Genomic DNA, 18,373 nt, shown 5'->3' with positions numbered 1-18,373 from the left:
GATGGCGGAGCCAGGCAAGCGCAGCTTCCCGCCAGTGGTGAACGGCGACACGCGCCTGCTGATACTGGGCTCGCTGCCCGGAGACGCCTCCCTGGCCGCCGCTCAGTACTACGCCTATCCGCAAAACAAATTCTGGGAGCTGGTCGGCGCCGTCATCGACGTCGACCTGCGGGCGCTGTCATACGAACAGCGTTTGCAAACGCTGCTGCGGCATGGCATAGGCCTGTGGGACGTGATCGCCCAGGCAGAACGCAAAGGCAGCCTGGACGCTGCCATCCGCAAGGAAACCCGCAACGATCTGCGGGAACTGATCGAGAGCCTGCCCAAACTGCGCATGATCGCTTTCAATGGCGCCACGGCCGCGAAGCACGGCCTGAAATCGCTAGACAGCCATGCCGCCCGGTGCCGGATCGTCCGCCTGCCGTCCTCCAGCCCTGCGCATACCCTGAAGTTTGAGCAAAAACGGCTGGAGTGGGCCGTACTGACCTCCGCGCTGGATATGCCGGCGGATGCGCACGGAGTCCTTGACTGAGCGCAGGATCGCCATCCAGGCGCCCGCTCCGCGGCATCTGAATCATTCTCCTGAATAATGCATGTGGCAGAAATTGATGGTTTTCCGTCATTCATGCCAGTTTGAGGGCGAGTTACAATCCTTTCGTCATCTCACCGGAGCCCGCCATGCCTGTTTCTGGAAGCCGCATCCGCCGGATCGCCGCCGCGACCGGATTATCCCTAGCGCTGGCCGCTTGCGCCGAAATGCCGCCTGCTCTGGATGGCGCCGCGCCGGCGGGAAACGGGGCGGCGATTCCCTCGCCCCGGCTGCGCGCCGGCCATGGCAAGCCGCTGGTGGCGATCATAGGCGAGAACAGCGGAACCGAGCTTAGCGATTTCCTGGTGCCGTTCAGCATCTTGTCCGAATCCGGCGCGGCCGATGTCGCGGCGCTATCGTCCAGGCCCGGCCCTGTCGAAACCTTTACCGATCTGGGCGCGCCGGGCTTCCGCTTTCTTGCGCAGTCCACGCTGGACGCGTTCGACGCTAGTCATCCGGAAGGCGCGGATTACGTCGTGGTGCCCGCGATGCGGGAAACGCCTGAAGCACTGCGCTGGCTGAAGCGGCAGGCCGAGGCCGGCGCGACCTTGGTCAGCATCTGCAACGGCGCCTTGATCGTAGCCGACACCGGCCTGATGAAAGACCGCCGCGCCACCGCCCACTGGTCTACCGAGTCGCATAGACTGGAGCATCATGCCGATATCCGATGGGTGAAAAACGCGCGCTATGTGGCGGACGGCAACTGGGTATCGAGCGCCGGCGTCAGCGCCGCGCTGCCGCTCTCCATCGCTTTGGTGGAGGCCATGGCAGGCAGGGCGAGCGCCGCGTCGCTCGCCGCCCGGCTGGGCCTGGCTGACTGGAGCGCCAAACATGACAGCGACGCCTTTCATCCGAGGCTAGGCGTCAATGCCTGGGCGCTGGCCGAGGTGGTCTACGCCAATCGCTGGCTGCACGAAGCGGACGCGTTCAGCCTGCCATTGTCGGCGGGGCTGGACGAGGCCGCGCTGGCGCTGACTGCCGACGCGTATTCCTCCACCGGCCGCAGCCGCGCCTATCTGGTCGCCGCGAGTCCCGCGCCGCTTTCCACCCGGCACGGTTTGACTGTTTTGCCCGACCCGCCGGCTCGGCAAGCGGCAGCCGCGGCGCTGCCCGCTCTTCAAGTTGGCGCGGCGCAGCCTGGCAAGGCGCTGGATGGCGCGCTGGCGGACATCGCGGCGCGCTACGGGCGCTCCACAGCCTTCGGCGTCGCCCAGGTATTCGAATATCCAAACTTCAAAGACTGAGCATGGCCGGACGAAAACTGCCCTTGCGCGTCGTCTTGCTGGCGCACGAGGACATGAACCTGCTGGACCTGAGCGGACCGCTGCAAGCCTTGTTCACGGCCAGCCGCCATAGCCAGCCGCCGCTTTACGAACTGATCGTGGCGTCGGAAGGCGGCGGGCTGGTCGCCTGCAGCGCGGGCCCGCAGCTCATGACTGTCGCGTTGTCCTCGCTGGACGGCCTGGCCATAGACACGTTGATAGCGCCTGGCGGCTGCCGCGGCGCGGAATACTATGTTTCGCCATTCATGGCGGGTTGGCTGCGCGAGCGGGCGCCGTCGGCGCGTCGCGTGTGCTCGATCTGTACGGGAGCTTTTTTGCTCGCGGAGGCCGGCTTGCTGGATGGCCGCCGCGCGACCACGCATTGGGAATGGGCGGAGCGGCTGCAGTCGGCATGCCCGATGGCGGAAATAGATCCGGACAAGATCTTCATCCGCGACGGCGCGGTATGGACCTCCGCCGGCGTCAGCGCCGGCATTGATCTGGCGCTGGCGCTGATCGAAGAGGATTTCGGCCATCAGGCCGCAATCGAGACGGCGCGGCAATTGGTGATGTTCATCAAGCGCGCCGGCGGACAATCCCAGTTCAGCGCGCCGCTGGCTGCCCAGGCGGCGGATCGCGGCCATTTTTCGGCGCTGCATGGCTGGATGGCTGACCATCTGGACCAGGATTTGCGCGTAGATAGGCTTGCCGCGCAAGCCGGCATGACGCCGCGCACCTTCGCGCGCGTTTACGCCGCCCAAACCGGGCAAACGCCCGCCAGGATGGTTGAAGCGATGCGCCTGGAGGCGGCCTGCCGCGCGCTGGAAGAGACGGATCTGCCGCTCAAGCGCATTGCCGCCCTGTGCGGGCTGGGCGATGAGCAGAACCTACGCCGCGTCTTTCTGCGCCGTATGGGCGTGACGCCCGGCCAGTACCGTGGCAGTTTCGCGGCGCGGGGCGACATGGTTCCGCCGCCCGTTTGAAGCGCCGCGCGTGGCGTGTTTACCCATCCCGGCCGGTTTGCGCTAGGACAGACGCTCGTAGGACTTGCGGGCGGGCGGCGATTGATACGATATTTACATCTCCACCTGTCCCGTAGTCCCACCAGCCGGAGGATTGCCGATGAGTCGTTATTGCATTTGGTTTGTCAGCGCCGACGATAGCGTGATGCGCCGCGCCGAGGTCGTCATCAATGGCGTGATCCATGGGCATCGGGTTCTGGAGGAAATCGAGGCGCAACTGGCGCGCGATTGCGGCCTCAGCCAGGTGATGATCGTGGACTGGAAGCGCTTCGAGTCACCAGACGAGGACAGCGGCAGGCTGGCGCGGGTGGCCTGAGCCCGCCTCAGGCGCCGGGAGGCGCCGCGGCCATGCCGACTCAGGAGGGCAAGTCGGTCTGGCCTATGTCCAGCTGGCGTATTTTGCCGTCGCCGTCCAGCCGGAATTTGAAGAAGGTCTCGAAGTCACCCCAGCGATCGCTGTGGAACGCGCCGTAGATGTCCAAGCCTTGATTTTCCACTCTATCGATGCGAGTGAAGCGCTCATGCCCCATCGCATGCTCGCTGAATTTCTGGAAATTGGCGGGCAGCCCTTCGTCGGTGAAGGTCGGGTCGGGGCCGAATTGCGCCAGCCAGGCGGAGCGGTCTCCTGATTGCAGGGCCTGGATGGCGTGTCGGACGGTAGGCTGGGTCAGCTTTTCCAAATCCATGTTTGGGTTCCTGGTCGCGGCGGATCGCGAGCGGCATGCGCCAACTCGCCATGCGTGTGGCTGGGCCGGGCTGTCCGCTGTCCTCCTGCGTCCCGGCGCGAATTTGGGCGCTACACCGTAGGCTATAGTCAATATCCGAACTGAATGCAATGAGCGGCTTGACCTGAATCGTGCCGCCTGTGTCTTTTGCCGCTACAATATCGGCCTCGTTGAATAGACACCAACCTTGCACTGGATTTTTTATGTTGCGCATTTCCGAACTGAAGCTGCCGCTGGACCATACGCCAGAGGAGCTGGCTGATGCCGTTTCCTCTTTTTTGAAAGTGCCGGCGGCGGACGTTCGAAGCTTTACCGTGTTCAAGCGCAGCTACGACGCGCGCAAGGGCGTGATGAGCCTGGTCTACATCATCGACGCGGATGTGGCCAATGAGGACAAGCTGTTCGCCCGTTTCAAGGGCGAGCGCCGGGTGATGCCCACCCCGGATACCAATTATTACTACGTGGCCCAGGCGCCGGAAAACCTCAAATCGCGCCCGGTGGTGGTCGGCTTCGGCCCCTGCGGCATTTTCGCCGCGCTGATCCTGGCGCAGATGGGCTTCAAGCCCATCGTACTGGAGCGCGGCAAGGAAGTGCGCCAGCGCACCAAGGATACCTGGGGCCTGTGGCGCAAGAGCCAGCTGAATACCGAATCCAACGTCCAGTACGGCGAAGGCGGCGCCGGCACCTTCTCCGACGGCAAGCTGTACAGCCAGATCAAGGACCCGCGCCATCTGGGCCGCAAGGTGCTGGTGGAGTTCGTCAAGGCCGGCGCGCCGGAGGAAATCCTCTACCTGGCCCGCCCGCATATCGGCACTTTCCGCCTGGTTTCCATGGTGGAGAACATGCGCGCGGAAATCATAGCCCTGGGCGGTGAAATCCGTTTCGAGCAGCGCGTGGACGACCTGATCCTGGACGGCGACCGCGTGCGCGGCGTGAAACTGGCTGATGGCGGCGAGGTGCTGAGCGACCACGTGGTGCTGGCGTTGGGCCACAGCGCGCGCGACACCTTCCAGATGCTGGAAAAGCGCGGCGTCTACATGGAAGCCAAGCCGTTCTCCATCGGCGTGCGCATCGAGCATCCGCAATCCTTGATCGACGCGGCGCGCTGGGGCAAGTACGCCGGCCACCCGATTCTGGGCGCGGCGGATTACAAGCTGGTGCACCATGCGAGCAACGGCCGCGCCGTGTACAGCTTCTGCATGTGTCCGGGCGGCACCGTGGTGGCGGCCACCTCGGAGGAGAAGCGCGTGGTCACCAACGGCATGAGCCAGTATTCGCGCAACGAGCGCAACGCCAACTCCGGCTTTGTCGTCAGCATTTCGCCGGAAGTGGATTATCCGGGCGGCCCGCTGGCGGGCCTGGACTTCCAGCGCGAGCTGGAAAGCAAGGCGTATGAATTGGGCGGCGGCGATTACTTCGCCCCGGCGCAGCTGCTAGGCGATTTCATGGCCGGCAAGGCGTCCACCAAGCTGGGCGAGGTGGAGCCGTCGTACAAGCCGGGCGTGACCATGACCGACCTCGCGCGCATTCTGCCGGATTTCTGCGTGGAAGCGATGCGCGAGGCGATTCCGCATTTCGCGCGGCAGATCCGCGGCTATGACCTCAACGACGCGGTGCTGACTGGCCTGGAAACCCGCACCAGTTCGCCGTTGCGCATCACCCGCGGCGACGATTTGCAGAGCCTGAACATCAAGGGCTTGTTCCCGGCGGGCGAGGGCGCAGGCTACGCCGGCGGCATTCTGTCCGCGGGCGTGGACGGCATCAAGATCGCCGAAGCGGTGGCGCAAGCCATCGTAGCGGGCCGCTGACGCCGACTCCCAACAGCGCCGATCCCAACCCCGCCGGTTTTGCCGGCGGGGTTTTTCTTGCCCGGTCAATAAGCCAGGCATCTCTCTAAGTGCTATTGCTTAGTTAAACGTATATGCACTTACCTGACGCATCTTGAATCCTAAAGTCATAAGGCAGCACTGTTCATGCGCCTTGCGCGCGCCCTTAGGAGGATGAGATGCAGATACCTGTTCTTGGCGCCAGCCTGAAGCCGATCACGGACCGAAGCCTGAGCGAGTTGGAAAGCGATAAATCCGCCGCGCGGGCCATTATCCAGGCGGCGGTCAGCGTGGAATTGTTCACGATCCCGCTGTACATGACCACGATGTACTCGATCCAGGGCACCCACCAGATCAATAGCAAGAACCAGGATTATTATCGCGGCCGGCAATGGCCCGGCGCCGCGCCTGTGGCGCATCCCGCCGACGACAATCAACGCGCCTTCAACATCGTGTTCAGCGTGTTCATCCAGGAAATGCTGCATTTGCAGATGGCGGGCAATCTGGCCACGGCCATGGGCGTCAAGCCGGATTTCACGCCGCCGGCGCTGGTGGACAAGGACCTGGGTTGGATTTGCTACGGGCCGCAACAATCGGTGCTGCCCCACATCATCAATTTGCGCGATACCAGCACCTACAACAGCGTGCGCGTGAATCTGGAGGCGCTGAACGAGAACCAGATCTCGCTGTTCCGCGCCATCGAGCAGCCGGAAGGCGCGGCGCGCGCGGAGCTGGCCAAGCAGCCGCCGCAGGTGCAGGCCCGTTATTTCCCGCAAGTGCCCTTCGCCGGCTGGAAGCCGGGCATGAACGTGCAGGACCTGCCCATGTTCGGCACCATAGGCTGGATGTACGAATGCCTGGCCCAATACATCAGCATTGAATACACCGACGGCAAAACGCTGTGGGACAAGCTGGCGGTGGCGGATTCTGTGCAGCAGGACCTGTTCAATGTCCATGGCGCGAGCAATCCCAGCCACCCGATGAAGGAATTCCCGCAGCTGTCCACCCAATTCACGCCGGAAGACTTCAGCGGCCGCGACCGCTCGTTCAACAAGGCCATAGACATGATGGCGGCCATCACCGACCAGGGCGAGGGCGCGGAGATCAGCCTGCGGCGCTATCGTCGCGGCGCCATGCTGCAAGAAGTGAAGGAACCGTATCGCGAAGACCGTCCGGCCCTGGAAGCGGATTATCCCTCGTACAACGGCGCGGGCGGCGAGGTGCCGTCGGCGGATGCCTCCGCGCGTTGCGACAGCGCGGAATGGACCCACTACGAGCGCTTCACCGAGCTCTATCTGATGCTGCGCCGGGTGGAGACCTGGGAGCAATGGCACGCCAAGGGCAACCGCTGGACGGCCGGCATGCTGACCAATACCGAATTCAACCCGGCCGCCGCGCCCAAGAACATTCCGGCGCCGGAACAGGTGGCGGACGCGCTGAACACGCTGAAGCAGGATCGTTCGATGTATTCGGTGCTGAGCCAGGTATCGGTAGGCGCCATCGCCGGCATCACCACGGTGCTGAATACATATTGGGAAAACCAGAAGGCCAGCTTTCCCTATCCGTCCATGGTCGGTTCCGGCGACCGCGTTTCCCTGTGCTGGGCGGTGTTCGGCAAAGCGCCAGATCTGTCGCTGGGCGTGGGGCAGCGGGAGGCGGGCAAGCTCTACCATGCTTGCCAAGGCATGAGCCTGGACGGCTCGAGCGGCTCCAGCTGCTCCAGCTGCGCCGCCATCGAGATTTACCACACCTGCCGCGGCTCCAACAGCTGCAAGGCGGAGGGCGGCTGCGGCTTCGTGCAGAGCGACAGCGGCGGCGGCTCCTGTTCAGCCATGCGCCGCGCCGCGCCCACTTTGCACGCGTCTTGCGGCAGCCAGTGCGGCAGCCCATCGCCCACGCCCGGCTCCGACGTCTACAGCGCGCCCAGCGACAACAAGTGCGCCAGTTTCGGCGGCTGCGCGGTGCCGATTTCGGCCTCCCAGCTGTTTCCGAGCCAGGGTGAGATGAAGTTGTACGACTTTGTCGGTCCGCAGCACCACAGCGAACCCTTGCCCAAAACGCTGCCGTTCGCCGTTGGCGAGGCGGTGTACGACAAGGCCTGGCAGGCTTATCGCGAGGTGATGGCCGCCAGGCAGGTGAACGTCAGCGAGCCGCCTAACCCGACGCCGCTGCGCGTGGCCCTGCCGCCTTCGACCTGACAGGAGAGCGATGTGACTGAGCCCCGATTAGGCTTGCCGAATCTCGGCTTCGGCGTCGGCTTGCGCAACACGCATTTGCAGCATATCGCGGAGCGCGGCGCCGGCGTCGATTGGTTCGAGATCATCAGCGAAAACTTCATCGGCCACCACGGCTATGCCAGGCACGTGCTGGACCGGGTGCGCAGGGACGTGCCCATCGTCATGCATGGGGTTTCGCTTTCCATTGGAAGCTGCGACCCGCTGGATCGGGGCTATCTGGAACAGCTGCGCCGGCTGGCCGAGGCATTGCGGCCGGCGTGGCTGTCCGACCACCTGTGCTGGAGCGGCGTGGCGTCGGTCAATTCCCATGACTTGCTGCCCATGCCGCTGACCGAGGAGAGCTATCGCCACGTCAGAGACCGCGTGCTGGAGGTCCAGGATTTTCTGGGCCGCCCGCTGGTGCTGGAGAATCCCAGCAGCTATCTGCAGTTCGCCCACTCCACCATGCCGGAGTGGGCCTTCCTGGCGCGTCTGGCGGGGGAGAGCGGCTGCGGCCTGCTGCTGGACGTCAACAATGTCTATGTGTCTGGATACAATCATGGCTTCGACCCCGAGCATTACATACGGCAGTTGCCGGCCGACCACATCGTGCAAATCCACCTGGCGGGTCCCAGCGATTGCGGCGATTGCCTGATCGATACCCACGACCACCCGGTGCCGGATCGCGTCTGGCAGCTGTATCTGCAGGCTCAGCGGCGTTGCGGCGGCGTCAGCACCTTGCTGGAATGGGATGCGGACATTCCGCCGTATCCCGACCTGCTGGCCGAGCTGGACAAGGCGCGCCGCCTGCTGACCGAACACGCGCCGGAAACCCTGACGCAAGGGAAGGGGAGTCATGCGCCAGCCTGCCTTGCTTGACAGCCAGCTCTGGCTGCTGACGGCGATGACAGCCCAGGGCGGGCTGGAGCATGGCTTGGACTTGGCCCGCGCCAGTTGCGGCTTGGACGAGGCCTTGGTGGCGCTCCCGCCGCGCGGGGAGCGCCGCGACCGCGTCGGCGTCTATCACCATGGCTATTGGGCGCGGCTGCTGGAGTGCCTGCGCGCGGACTATCCCATGCTGGGCAAGCTGCTGGGGCCGCCCTTATTCGACTTTTTCGCCAGAGGCTATATCGCGTCGCGGCCATCGCGCACGCCTTCGCTCTACGATTTTGGCGCCGGCTTCGCCGATTTCCTGGCCGACAGCCAGCCAGCCGCAGCCGTGGACGAATACCGGCTGCCAGTGGAGCTGGCCCGGCTGGAGCGAGCCTGCGCCGAGGCATCGCGGGCGCAGGGCATAGAGGATGAGGAAGGCGCGCCGGACGAGTGGCTGCCTCTATTGGCCGCGGCCAGCTCCTTGGCGGATTTCGCCGTGCCGGACAGCGTGCGGCTGTTGAAAGTCAGCCTGCCGGTTCATGTCTACTGGCGGGAATTGCAGGAAGGGGATGAGCCGCCGGCTGCGCCTGCCGCTCAAACGCATTGGCTGGCGGTGGCCAGGTCGCAATGGCGCGTTCGAGTGCACGAGCTGGAACACTGGCAATTCCAGCTCCTGGCCAGCCTGGCCGAGGCAGGGCTGGGCGGGGAGCCGCCCCAGGCCCTGCGGGAGGATGAACGCCTGCGCGCCCGCTTGTTTTTGTGGCTTCCCGCCGCGCGGCAGCTAGGGTTGCTGCGCCGGGCATGATGGATTGAGTGCGGATCAGCCGTAGCGCTTCATGGCCTCGATGGCGAGGCCGCTGCCGATGCTGCCGAACAGGTTGCCTTCCACATGATGGGCGTTGGGCAGCAGGCCGCGAACCCCGGCGCGCAGCGCCGGCACGCCGCTGGAGCCGCCAGTGAAGAACACGGTGTCTACCTGGTCTGCCCGCAGGCCGGCATCCGCCAGCAGTTTGCACACCGTGGTGGAAACCCGGTCCAGCAGGGAATTGATGCTGGTTTCGAAATCCTGCCGGGCCAGCTCGCACTGCAAACCGCGCTCGATCGGATCCAGCAGCAAAGTGTGGGTATCGCTGCCGGAAAGCGCGATCTTGGCCGCTTCCACCTCCATGGCAAGCCAGTGGCCGGCGCGCTCCTGGATCAGCTTGAACAGCCGGTCCAGCTTCTGCGGCTCGGCCACGTCGCGATGCACATCCTGCAAGTCCATCCAGGCCTTGCGCGTATAAGCGAAGTTGATGGTGTGCCAGGTGGCCAGATTGAAATACTGGCTGGACGGCATTTCGGCATTGTTGCGCAGGCGGGTCTTGAAGCCGAACAGCGGCATCACGCCGTGCAGGCTCAACTGGCGGTCGAAATCCGTGCCGCCTATGTGAACGCCGCCGGTGGCGAGGATGTCGCCGCGGCGTTCATCCAGCGCGCGGCGCTCGGGCGATAGGCGGATCAAAGTGAAGTCCGAGGTGCCGCCGCCGATGTCGACGATCAGCACTAGTTCTTCCTTCTGGATGTTGGACTCGTAGTCGAAGGCGGCGGCGATCGGCTCCAGCTGGAAGGAGATGTCCTTGAAGCCGACTTCGCGCGCGATGGCGCCCAGCGTGTCCTCGGCCAGCTTGTCCGCCTGGGGATTGTCATCGACAAAATACACCGGACGGCCCAATACCACGTTATCGAAAGCGCGGCCGGCGCTGGCCTCGGCGCGGTTTTTCAGTTCCTGGATGAATAGTTTCAGCAGATAGCGGAAGGGCAGCGCTTTGCCCTGGACTTCGGTCTGGCTGTCTATCAGGCTAGAGCCGAGCAGGCTTTTCAAGGAGCGCATCAACCGGCCTTCGTAGCCTTCCATATATTCGGCCAGCGCGGCGCGGCCAAAGCAGGCGTGGTCTTCTTCGTAGTTGAAGAACACCACGGAAGGCAGCGTGATCTTGCCGTCCTCCAGTTGCAGCAGCGTGTCATGGCCGGGGCGCAGCCAGCCGGCGGTGGAGTTGGAGGTGCCAAAGTCGATACCGCAGGCGCGGGAAGCGGTTGGGGTCGTCATTCAGGCATCTCCTTGAAATTTAAAGAGGCGGGATGGTACGCGGAATGGCCAGGAAAGGGAAGGGGCGTCGCATCAGTCTCTTGCCCCTGCCTGCGTGATGCCGGCCGCGGCCGGGGGGCTCTGGGATGGATCTTGCGGGACAGTGCCATACGGCTATGCCCAGCTTGCTGGCGCAGGGTGGGGAATGGCGGGATAATATTCAAATGTGCATTAACTATCTGACCCCGTCGCTGCGACAAATGCGCGAGCATTTCGGAGTAGACGCCGGGAGCCACCAGTGGCTGGACGAGGCCTGGCAGGACTACTTGGCGCCGATTCTGACGCGCGGCGGCGTGCGGCTGGCCTCGTACGGCTTGATTCCAAAGCGTCATCAGCCTGCGGGCGTCAGGCTGTCCACCATGAATGCCCGCGCGGAAACCATAGGCGAGCTGCGCAGCTATCGAGAGGCATGGCGCAATTGTCAGCTGTGTCTGGTGCCGATGCGGGCTTTTTTCGAACCATGCTATGAGAGCGGCCGAGCGGTGCGGACCCGCATCGGGCTGGCCGACGGCGCGCCGTTCGCAGTGGCTGGTTTGTGGCGCGAGTGGCGTGAAGCCGATGGCTCGATCAGCGCGGCCTTCACCCAGATTACCATCAACGCCGACAGCCATGCCTTGATGCGCCGCATGCACAAACCCGGCGAGGAGAAGCGCGCGCTGGTCATCGTGCCGCCATCTCAGCACGAGGCCTGGCTGAACTGTCGCAATCCGGAGGCGGCGCGCGCCTTCCTGGCGAGCTGGCCCGCCGAAGGAATGGCGGCCAAGGCCGAGTTTTCCGCCCCGCCGCGGCAAGGAGCCTTGTTCTAGGTTCGTCATCCGTGCCTGGCCCCGAGCGTTTGCTCGGAGGAACCCGCTTGTATGGCCGTTGAGGCTGGCGGCGCGGCTCACATCCATAGCCGATACAGCCAGAAGGACTCGTCTTCGATGAAGCGTTTGGCGAACTCGGATGGCGCGAAGCCGGTGATTCGCTTGCTGGCGCGGCTGAAGTGGGACTGGTCGGCGAAGCCTTCGTCCTGAGCCAATTCAGCCCAGTCCGGCTGGCGGCCGTTTTCATATCGCTCGCGCGCGGCGAAAAACGCGCCCTCGGTTCGCACCAGCGTTTGCCATTCTCGCAGCGAGCGCCCGCTGTGGGCTTTGATTCTGCGCTCGACCTGGCGCGGGCTGCGGGTAAAGGCCCATTGCCGCGCCTGCCATCCTAATTTTTCCACCCAATGCTGACCCAAGCGCCGCAGAGACTGGATGGGCGTCCGCTCGTCGCGCAAGGCCGCGCAGCGCGGCGCCAAATAGTGTTCCAGCAGGGATAGCGTGGCGGCGTCGTCCTTGGCGGCGAGCAGATCCTCCAGCATGGGCAAGAAGGCGTTGCCCAGGGCTGGCCTGGCGTCGACGATGCGGTCATGAATCTTGGACATGTCCAATCCGAACAAGGCCTGGGCCATGTCTGCGGTGAAGCAGACGCTGACGCCGCGGCCCTGCGTCGGCGCCCAGCTCGTCGTGGGGCCGGCCTGGCTGCCGGACAGCAATACGGGCGAGCCAAAGGCTTTCCAGCGTCCGCCGTCCGGGGCGCTTTCGACCATGCCGATCTCCATTTCCTGGAACCATGACAGCGTGACCAGCAAGGTGGCTGGAAAGTGGGTCAAGCGTTGCGCATCGTTTAACTCTAGGCCGCGCGTGTCCCTGCTGATGATCGCGGCCACCGCGCCTTGCAGCGAGGGCGGCGCAGGGAAAAGGCGGGCGGCGCGGGCAGAGTGATCCGCTTGCGGCGCGCGGGCTTGCGGATGCGGGCAGCGCCGGTGTGCGTGCGTCAATTCGGTTGGCATGTTTGAGAGTATACCTCCGTCGGCGCGGATGTCGTTTGCGTTCAAGACAGTCGCGCCTCGCCCGCGCATCATGACGTTCATGAAAACGCCATCTTCTTCCAAATGCCCTTTCCACGCCGCCGCGGAGTCGCCGGCGGCAATCCTGCGCCCGGCAGGCAGCTGGCCGCCGGGGCCGGCCGGCGGGCTGACCGGCTGGCGCCTGTTGCCTGAGATGCGCCGCGATTTGCCGAAGGCGCTGGCAGCCTGGCAGCGAGAATTCGGCGACCTCGTGCATCTGCATACCTGGCCGGAGCATCAAATCGTGGTGAGCGATCCGCGGCTGGCGCGCGAGCTGCTTGTCGGCCAGGCCGACGCCCTTGAGCGTTGGGAGCGCGCGCGGCGGATATTCGGCCGGATACATGGCGACAGCGTGCTGGTGGCGGAGGGCGACGCATGGCGCGCCAAGCGGCAGGCGCTGCAGCCGGATTTTACACGCAAGGCCTCCCAGCATTTCGCGCCAGCCATCGGCGAGCTGGCCCGGCAAAAGCTGGCGCAATGGCCGGAGCGCTGCGAGCGATGGCCGATTGAAGGCGAGCTGACCTCGTTGGCGATGGATGTGATCATGCGCATGCTGTTTTCCAGCGGAATAGGCGAGGACGCAAGACAGGCGGAGCGAGCCTCGCATGAGTTGATGGCCGCGTCGAACGGCGAATTCTATTGGCCCTTCAGCTTGCCGGACTGGGTGCCCTGGCAGCGCGGCAGGCGGAAGGCCAGGCTCGCGCTGGAAGGCTTGATCGAGCGTCATCTGCAGGCTAGGCTGCGCCTGCCCATGGAGGCTTGGCCGGAGGATTTGCTGAGCCGTCTGCTGCGGCTGCATCTGCGGCAGCCGCAAGCCTGGACCTTGCAGGCGGTGCGGGACGAGTGCAAGACTACCTTCCTGGCCGGCCATGAAACCGTGGCCGCCACGCTGACTTGGTGGGCCTGGTGCCTGGCGGCGAATCCCGGCGCGCAGGCCGCCGCGCGCGCAGAGGCCAGGCTGGCCGCGCCGGCAGGGGCGAGCGAGCCGCAGGCATTGCCCTATCTGACGCAAACGTTGCAGGAAACCTTGCGTTTGTACCCCGCCGCGCCGGTGCTGATCAGCCGCCGCGCGATCAAGCCGGTGGTTCTGGACGGTTGGAGCTTCCCCGTCGGCACTTTGTTCATGACCCCCATCCAGCTGATGCAACATGACGCGCGCTGGTTTCCAGATCCCCTGTCGTTTCGGCCGGAGAGATTCGATGCCGATGCGGGCAGGCCGTTATTGGGCGCTTATCTGCCTTTCGGCGCCGGGCCCAGGGTGTGTCTGGGGCAGCATCTGGCCTTGGCCGAAATGACCCAGATCGCGGCGCAGGTGCTGAGGCGCTTTGAGTTGTCGGTGCCGGACGGCATGGCCGCGCCGGAACCGGCTTTTCATATTTCGCAGCGTCCCAGCCTGCCATTGAGCTTGCGCATCGCCCGCGTGGGGTCAGCGGACGCTCGGCAAGTCTGACAGTCGGGTGGTGTAGCACGGCGAGCGTCTGTCCTGCCGCATTTCCCAGTTGTCGGTCAGCGCCTGCGATGCCAGCTTGATCCGGCCCTTGCCAAAGCCGCGGTTGATGGCGTCCATCGTTTGCATCAGCCGCTGGCGGCGCGGATCGGGCGGCGCGGCGAACAGGTCGGACTGGCGGACGTCGCGCGGGGAAATGTCCATCAGGATCACGCCGGCCTTCTGGTAGCGATGGCCGCGGCGATAGATCGCGCGCAGGCCGGCGAGGGCGGCGCGTGCCAGCTCCAGCGTATCGTCGCTGGGCTGGCCCAGCGGCACCACGGTATAGCCGTGGTAGCCGTCGGCGCCGAAAGGGCTGGCGCGTATGCTCACGCCCACCAGCCGCGCCGCGCCTCTCTGACCGCGCAGCTTTTCCGCCGCCGTGCTGATGTGGTGGCTGATGGCCGCCGCCAGCACGTTGAAGTCGCGCGGCTTTTCGCCGAAAGAGCGGCTGGCGATGATCTGCTGCCGCTCCGGCTCCGCCTCGTCCAGCTCAAGGCAGCTGACGCCGTTCAGCTCCGATACCGTGCGCTCCAGCATCACGCTGAACTGCCGTTTCAGCCGCCGCGGGTCGGTCTGCTTCAATTTCAGCGCCGTATCTATCCGTATTTCCTCCAACGCGGCGGCCAGCTTGCGTCCCACGCCCCATACCTTGCCCACGGGCAGGCTGTCCATCAGTTCGTCTTGTCGGGCGGGCGGCAGCCAGCTCCAGTCGAATACGCCGTCGTCCCAGCCCGGCACCCGCTTGGCGACGTGATTGGCCAGCTTGGCCAGGGTCTTGCTGGCGCCTATGCCGACGCTGACCGGAATGCCGATGCGGCGCCGCACATCCTCGCGCATCTTCCTGGCTAGCGATTCGATCTGGACTACGCCGCTCAGGTCCAGAAAACATTCATCTATCGAATACACCTCCTGGCCCGGCGCGTGCTCGGCCAGGATGGCCATCATGCGCCGGCTCATGTCGCCGTACAGCGTGTAATTGCTGGAAAATACTTCCACGCCGTGCAGGCGGCAGGCCTCGGCGATCTCGAAGAAAGGGCCGAACATCTTGAGTCCGGCCAGCGCCTTGGCCTCCGCGCTGGCCGCCACCACGCAGCCGTCGTTGTTGCTGAGCACCACGATGGGCTTGCCGGCAAGGTCCGGCCGAAACACCCGCTCGCAGCTGGCGTAGAAGTTGTTGCCGTCCACCAGGGCGTAGACCGTCGTCATCGGAACTTCCTCACGCAAGCGGTCACTACGCCCCAGATCTGCAGTTCCTGGCCTTCGGCCGGGACGATGGGCGGGTAGTCCGGGTTCTCGGCTTGCAGCGAGCAGCGGCCGTGCTTGAGATGCAGCCGCTTGACCGTGAACAGGCCGTCCACCACGGCCACCACGATGTCGCCATGGCGCGGCGGCAGGCCTTTGTCCACCACCAGCAGGTCTTTTTCCAGAATGCCGGCATCGCGCATGGAGTCGCCGGCCACCCGCACCAGGAAGGTGGCGGGTGGGTCCGTCACCAGGTAGGCCTGCAAATCTATGCCGGCTTCCATGCGGTCTTCGGCAGGAGAGGGAAAACCGGCCTGTACCGGGTGGGCGAACAGAGGGAGGAGAGGCGGCCTGGATGGGCCGGCGGCTTCCTGATGAGATGGGGACATGGCGGCGAATTGAATTTGTACAAATTCAAATTTAGCCTATGTTGCCGCTAAATGGAAGCCGGAGCGGCCGGCTTAGACGGCGGCGGCGGCTTCCGCGCGTTCTCGCGCGAATAGCGCGCCGGCGAGCCGCGCCACGCGGCGCCCCAGGTGGCGGGCGGTGGCCAGGTCAGACGGATGCAGCTCGCCGCCCGCGTTGCAGGCGCAGACACCCCATTGGCAACCGAAGCGGTTCAGCCGCTCCGGGCCGTGATTGGCGGCCACGTCCAGTCCGCACCACAGCATGCCGTGTTGCGAGGCCAGCATGGCGAAGTAATTCAGGGTGGCCTGTTGGTCGCCGTTCAGATTGCCGCCGACGGTGAAGCCGGCCGCGATCTTGTCCGCCAGCGCCTGATCCCACCACAGCTCGCTGCTGGCGTCGGCGAAAGCTTTGAACTGGGCGGCGGGCGCGCCCATATAGGTGGGGCTGCCGAAGAGGATGGCGTCGGCGTCGAGCAGATCGGGGAGAATGGCGGAGAGGGCGAAGCGGCCTTCGGCGAGTTGTTCCGGCTGGATGCGCAGCAGCTTGGCCGAGCTGTGCTCGATCGCGCCTTCGTGGATGGCTTCCGCCAGTTGGTGAGTGGTGCCGCTGCCGGAAAAATAGAGTATCAGTACCTTGCTCATGCTAATAATTGCCGATGTCATTATCAATATGGGCATTTTGATGCAAATTAACTTAAAGTCAAGCGCGCGTGGGCGACCACAGGCCCTGGCCCTGCCCGCGTGGCTATAGCGCTTTGCGCAGAAAGATGCGGCTGTTGCCCGGCGGATCGCAGGGAATTTCTCCGAAAACCAGCCAGCCATGCTTCTGGTAAAAGCCGGGAGCTTGGAAGCGGATGGTGTAGAGCACGGCGTGGCGGCAGCTGCGGCGGCGGCCTTCTTCTTCGAAGGCGCTCAGTATCCTGCCGCCCAGGCCCTGGCCGCGCCACGCCTCCGGCAGGTGGAACAGGTCCAGAAACAGCAGGCCCAGCGAGCTGCGGCCGTAGGCGCCGCCCAGCACTTCGCCGCTGCTTGGGTCGCGAGCCAGCACCGCTAGCGGCTGGCGGTCGGCGTAGCCGGCGATGTCGTCGTTATAGCGGTTCAGCCCGTTCTCGATGACGGCGGCTTCGTTTGGATTTAGATGATTCTGGATGATGATTTCCGGCTGGCGCATGGCTTTAAAATTAGGGTTATGAATTTGACATTTTGCGTGGGCGGGCGGCTGGATGCAATCCATACGTGCGACTTGCCAGCGGAGGACGCCGTTTGCGGGTACTATTTGGGCTCTGTCATCCCCATGAAACATCCTTAGATGCAAACCGAAGTCCAAGAGAAGCCCCGTTACGCCATTGTGGCCTCAGTGCAGCTGCCGGAAGTCAGCGATGTCGAATTCGAGGCCTCGCTCGCCGAACTGAGCGAACTGGCCAAGACCCTGGGCTTCCACGTGGTGCAGACCTTTGTGCAGAAGCGCGCCAGCTTCGACCGCACCGCCTATATGGGCGTGGGCAAACTGGAAGAAATCAGCATGTACGTCAAGCGCGGCATCCGCGCCGACGAGCTGGAAGACGAACCGCAAACCTGGGACGCCAGCGCCGTGGAGATAGACGCGGTGCTGGTGGATCACGAAATCTCGCCGTCGCAAGCGCGCAATCTGGAGCTGGCCGTCGGTTGCGAAGTGATGGACCGCACCATGGTCATCCTGGAGATTTTCCATCGCAACGCCCGCTCGCGCGCGGCGCGCGCCCAAGTGGAAATCGCGCGGCTGGGCTATATGGCGCCGCGCCTGCGCGAGGCCGCCAAGCTGGCCGGTCCGCAAGGCCGGCAGCGCAGCGGCATGGGTGGCCGCGGCGCGGGCGAATCGCATACCGAGCTGGACCGCCGCAAAGTGCGCGACCGCATCGCCGAGCTGCAGCGCGAAATCACCGCGATGGAGCTGGAGCGCAAGACGCAGCGCGCGCGCCGCCTGGAGCGGCAGGGCATGGGGCTGGGCGGGGTGTCTCTGGTGGGCTACACCAACGCCGGCAAATCCACGCTGATGCGGGCGCTGACCGGCAGCGAGGTGCTGGTGGCCAACAAGCTGTTCGCCACGCTGGACACCACGGTGCGCGTGCTGTACCCGGAAAGCGTGCCGCGCGTGCTGGTCAGCGACACGGTGGGCTTCATCAAGAATTTGCCTCACGGCCTGGTGGCTTCGTTCAAATCCACGCTGGAGGAAGCGCTGGACGCGTCGTTGCTGCTGCATGCGATAGACGCCAGCGATCCGGGCTTCCAGCGCCAGCTGGAGGTGACCGACGAGGTGTTGCAGGAAATCGGCGCGGATGACGTGCCGCGCATTCGCATATTCAACAAGATAGACCATGTAGGCGATGAGGCCGCGCAAGCCGCCTGGACGGCGGAGTTGCAACAACGCTACCCCGGCTGCGTGGTGATGAGCGCGCTTCGCCCTGACGATGTGGCCAGCCTGCGCGCGGCCATCGTTTCCTTCTTCCAGCAAGACCTGATGGAGGACGAACTGCTGTTGCCATGGTCGACTCAGCAGCTGCGCGGCGAAATCTACAGCCACTGCCAGGTGCTGGAAGAGCGCGCCGAGGAGGAGGGCTGCTGGTTCCGCGTGCGCGGCGAACCGGAAAAGCTGCGCAGCCTGCGCCAGCAGCTCAACCCAGGCTCGCAGGGCCGGGAAAAAGAATATTGGGAAGTCTGAGCGGTTGCGGCGAGACCGGCGCGCCC

General features: G+C 64.8%; 18 protein-coding genes. 11 read left to right on the top strand and 7 right to left on the bottom strand.

All coding sequences use genetic code 11. The features are described 5' to 3' along the window. The first annotated feature begins 1 nt into the window (after position 1). The 4 genes from C2I19_RS11585 (at position 2) to C2I19_RS11570 (ending at position 3,189) form a co-directional block, all read left to right on the top strand. A complete protein-coding gene (locus C2I19_RS11585; RefSeq protein WP_103902854.1) occupies positions 2-532 on the top strand; it encodes a DNA-deoxyinosine glycosylase in 531 nt (176 codons plus the stop codon). Between the two features lie 146 nt (positions 533-678). Further along, positions 679-1,833, top strand: a complete 1,155-nt coding sequence (locus tag C2I19_RS11580; protein WP_199181154.1) for a DJ-1/PfpI family protein — start codon at positions 679-681, stop codon at positions 1,831-1,833. Between the two features lie 2 nt (positions 1,834-1,835). Then, positions 1,836-2,834 carry a GlxA family transcriptional regulator gene (locus C2I19_RS11575; RefSeq protein ID WP_103902853.1) on the top strand — a complete coding sequence of 333 codons (999 nt, stop codon included), beginning with the start codon at positions 1,836-1,838 and terminating at the stop codon, positions 2,832-2,834. Between the two features lie 139 nt (positions 2,835-2,973). Next, on the top strand, positions 2,974-3,189 hold the full coding sequence (locus C2I19_RS11570; RefSeq protein ID WP_103902852.1) for a hypothetical protein: 216 nt from the start codon (positions 2,974-2,976) through the stop codon (positions 3,187-3,189). Positions 3,190-3,229: 40 nt separating this feature from the next. Here the strand turns inward: C2I19_RS11570 and C2I19_RS11565 are convergent, their stop codons facing one another. Next, entirely contained in the window at positions 3,230-3,559 is a 330-nt protein-coding gene (locus C2I19_RS11565; protein ID WP_103902851.1) for a hypothetical protein, read from the bottom strand. A 242-nt stretch (positions 3,560-3,801) separates the two neighbouring features. Here C2I19_RS11565 and C2I19_RS11560 point away from each other — a divergent pair, with 242 nt between their 5' ends. From C2I19_RS11560 to C2I19_RS11545, 4 genes are all read left to right on the top strand, one after another. Next, positions 3,802-5,406 (top strand): NAD(P)/FAD-dependent oxidoreductase, encoded by a 1,605-nt coding sequence (locus tag C2I19_RS11560; RefSeq protein WP_103902850.1) that lies wholly within the window; start codon positions 3,802-3,804, stop codon positions 5,404-5,406. Between the two features lie 197 nt (positions 5,407-5,603). Beyond that, entirely contained in the window at positions 5,604-7,622 is a 2,019-nt protein-coding gene (locus C2I19_RS11555; protein WP_103902849.1) for a ferritin-like domain-containing protein, read from the top strand. Positions 7,623-7,634: 12 nt separating this feature from the next. Further along, positions 7,635-8,519, top strand: a complete 885-nt coding sequence (gene bufB, locus C2I19_RS11550; RefSeq protein WP_103902848.1) for an MNIO family bufferin maturase — start codon at positions 7,635-7,637, stop codon at positions 8,517-8,519. Next, a complete protein-coding gene (locus C2I19_RS11545; RefSeq protein WP_103902847.1) occupies positions 8,497-9,318 on the top strand; it encodes an HvfC/BufC N-terminal domain-containing protein in 822 nt (273 codons plus the stop codon). The genes bufB and C2I19_RS11545 overlap by 23 nt, the downstream gene beginning before the upstream one ends. Positions 9,319-9,333: 15 nt before the next feature. Here C2I19_RS11545 and C2I19_RS11540 read toward each other — a convergent pair whose 3' ends face one another. Beyond that, complete coding sequence (locus C2I19_RS11540) at positions 9,334-10,599, bottom strand: Hsp70 family protein (RefSeq protein ID WP_103902846.1); 1,266 nt, start codon at positions 10,597-10,599, stop codon at positions 9,334-9,336. Between the two features lie 203 nt (positions 10,600-10,802). Between C2I19_RS11540 and C2I19_RS11535 the strand changes: the two genes are divergently transcribed. Then, on the top strand, positions 10,803-11,444 hold the full coding sequence (locus tag C2I19_RS11535) for an SOS response-associated peptidase (protein WP_103902845.1): 642 nt from the start codon (positions 10,803-10,805) through the stop codon (positions 11,442-11,444). A gap of 77 nt (positions 11,445-11,521) precedes the next feature. On the opposite strand, the gene C2I19_RS11530 is transcribed toward C2I19_RS11535, so the two are convergent. Then, positions 11,522-12,274 carry a helix-turn-helix domain-containing protein gene (locus C2I19_RS11530; protein ID WP_199181153.1) on the bottom strand — a complete coding sequence of 251 codons (753 nt, stop codon included), beginning with the start codon at positions 12,272-12,274 and terminating at the stop codon, positions 11,522-11,524. Positions 12,275-12,533: 259 nt separating this feature from the next. Between C2I19_RS11530 and C2I19_RS11525 the strand changes: the two genes are divergently transcribed. Continuing rightward, positions 12,534-13,961: a cytochrome P450 gene (locus C2I19_RS11525; RefSeq protein ID WP_103902894.1), complete on the top strand. Its 1,428-nt coding sequence runs from the start codon at positions 12,534-12,536 to the stop codon at positions 13,959-13,961. Here the strand turns inward: C2I19_RS11525 and umuC are convergent. The 4 genes from umuC to C2I19_RS11505 form a co-directional block, all read right to left on the bottom strand. Continuing rightward, a complete protein-coding gene (gene umuC / locus C2I19_RS11520; protein WP_103902843.1) occupies positions 13,938-15,206 on the bottom strand; it encodes a translesion error-prone DNA polymerase V subunit UmuC in 1,269 nt (422 codons plus the stop codon). The two genes, C2I19_RS11525 and umuC, sit on opposite strands and share 24 nt — an antisense overlap. Then, on the bottom strand, positions 15,203-15,631 hold the full coding sequence (locus C2I19_RS11515; RefSeq protein WP_103902842.1) for a LexA family protein: 429 nt from the start codon (positions 15,629-15,631) through the stop codon (positions 15,203-15,205). Before C2I19_RS11515 ends, umuC begins: the two co-directional genes overlap by 4 nt. Before the next feature lie 72 nt (positions 15,632-15,703). After that, on the bottom strand, positions 15,704-16,291 hold the full coding sequence (locus C2I19_RS11510; protein ID WP_103902841.1) for a flavodoxin family protein: 588 nt from the start codon (positions 16,289-16,291) through the stop codon (positions 15,704-15,706). Positions 16,292-16,394: 103 nt separating this feature from the next. Next, positions 16,395-16,820, bottom strand: a complete 426-nt coding sequence (locus C2I19_RS11505; protein ID WP_103902840.1) for a GNAT family N-acetyltransferase — start codon at positions 16,818-16,820, stop codon at positions 16,395-16,397. 138 nt (positions 16,821-16,958) lie between these two features. On the opposite strand from C2I19_RS11505, the gene hflX reads away from it, so the two are divergent. After that, a complete protein-coding gene (gene hflX, locus C2I19_RS11500; protein ID WP_103902839.1) occupies positions 16,959-18,347 on the top strand; it encodes a GTPase HflX in 1,389 nt (462 codons plus the stop codon). Positions 18,348-18,373 lie beyond the last annotated feature (26 nt).

The organism is Chromobacterium alticapitis, assembly GCF_002924365.1.
In the GTDB taxonomy this organism is placed as follows: Bacteria; Pseudomonadota; Gammaproteobacteria; order Burkholderiales; family Chromobacteriaceae; genus Chromobacterium; species Chromobacterium alticapitis.
This window is presented reverse-complemented; position numbering and strand designations above follow the sequence as displayed.

What these genes read in the sequence shown, in the direction of transcription:
- C2I19_RS11575 (WP_103902853.1), top strand. Translation starts at nt 1,836, where the DNA reads ATGGCCGGACGAAAACTGCCCTTGCGCGTCGTCTTGCTGGCGCACGAG.
- C2I19_RS11570 (WP_103902852.1), top strand. Translation starts at nt 2,974, where the DNA reads ATGAGTCGTTATTGCATTTGGTTTGTCAGCGCCGACGATAGCGTGATG.
- C2I19_RS11540 (WP_103902846.1), bottom strand. Translation starts at nt 10,599, where the DNA reads ATGACGACCCCAACCGCTTCCCGCGCCTGCGGTATCGACTTTGGCACC.
- C2I19_RS11560 (WP_103902850.1), top strand. Translation starts at nt 3,802, where the DNA reads ATGTTGCGCATTTCCGAACTGAAGCTGCCGCTGGACCATACGCCAGAG.
- umuC (WP_103902843.1), bottom strand. Translation starts at nt 15,206, where the DNA reads ATGACGACGGTCTACGCCCTGGTGGACGGCAACAACTTCTACGCCAGC.
- hflX (WP_103902839.1), top strand. Translation starts at nt 16,959, where the DNA reads ATGCAAACCGAAGTCCAAGAGAAGCCCCGTTACGCCATTGTGGCCTCA.
- C2I19_RS11535 (WP_103902845.1), top strand. Translation starts at nt 10,803, where the DNA reads ATGTGCATTAACTATCTGACCCCGTCGCTGCGACAAATGCGCGAGCAT.
- C2I19_RS11510 (WP_103902841.1), bottom strand. Translation starts at nt 16,291, where the DNA reads ATGAGCAAGGTACTGATACTCTATTTTTCCGGCAGCGGCACCACTCAC.
- C2I19_RS11565 (WP_103902851.1), bottom strand. Translation starts at nt 3,559, where the DNA reads ATGGATTTGGAAAAGCTGACCCAGCCTACCGTCCGACACGCCATCCAG.
- C2I19_RS11525 (WP_103902894.1), top strand. Translation starts at nt 12,534, where the DNA reads ATGAAAACGCCATCTTCTTCCAAATGCCCTTTCCACGCCGCCGCGGAG.
- C2I19_RS11555 (WP_103902849.1), top strand. Translation starts at nt 5,604, where the DNA reads ATGCAGATACCTGTTCTTGGCGCCAGCCTGAAGCCGATCACGGACCGA.
- C2I19_RS11585 (WP_103902854.1), top strand. Translation starts at nt 2, where the DNA reads ATGGCGGAGCCAGGCAAGCGCAGCTTCCCGCCAGTGGTGAACGGCGAC.
- C2I19_RS11505 (WP_103902840.1), bottom strand. Translation starts at nt 16,820, where the DNA reads ATGCGCCAGCCGGAAATCATCATCCAGAATCATCTAAATCCAAACGAA.
- C2I19_RS11515 (WP_103902842.1), bottom strand. Translation starts at nt 15,631, where the DNA reads ATGTCCCCATCTCATCAGGAAGCCGCCGGCCCATCCAGGCCGCCTCTC.
- C2I19_RS11545 (WP_103902847.1), top strand. Translation starts at nt 8,497, where the DNA reads ATGCGCCAGCCTGCCTTGCTTGACAGCCAGCTCTGGCTGCTGACGGCG.
- C2I19_RS11580 (WP_199181154.1), top strand. Translation starts at nt 679, where the DNA reads ATGCCTGTTTCTGGAAGCCGCATCCGCCGGATCGCCGCCGCGACCGGA.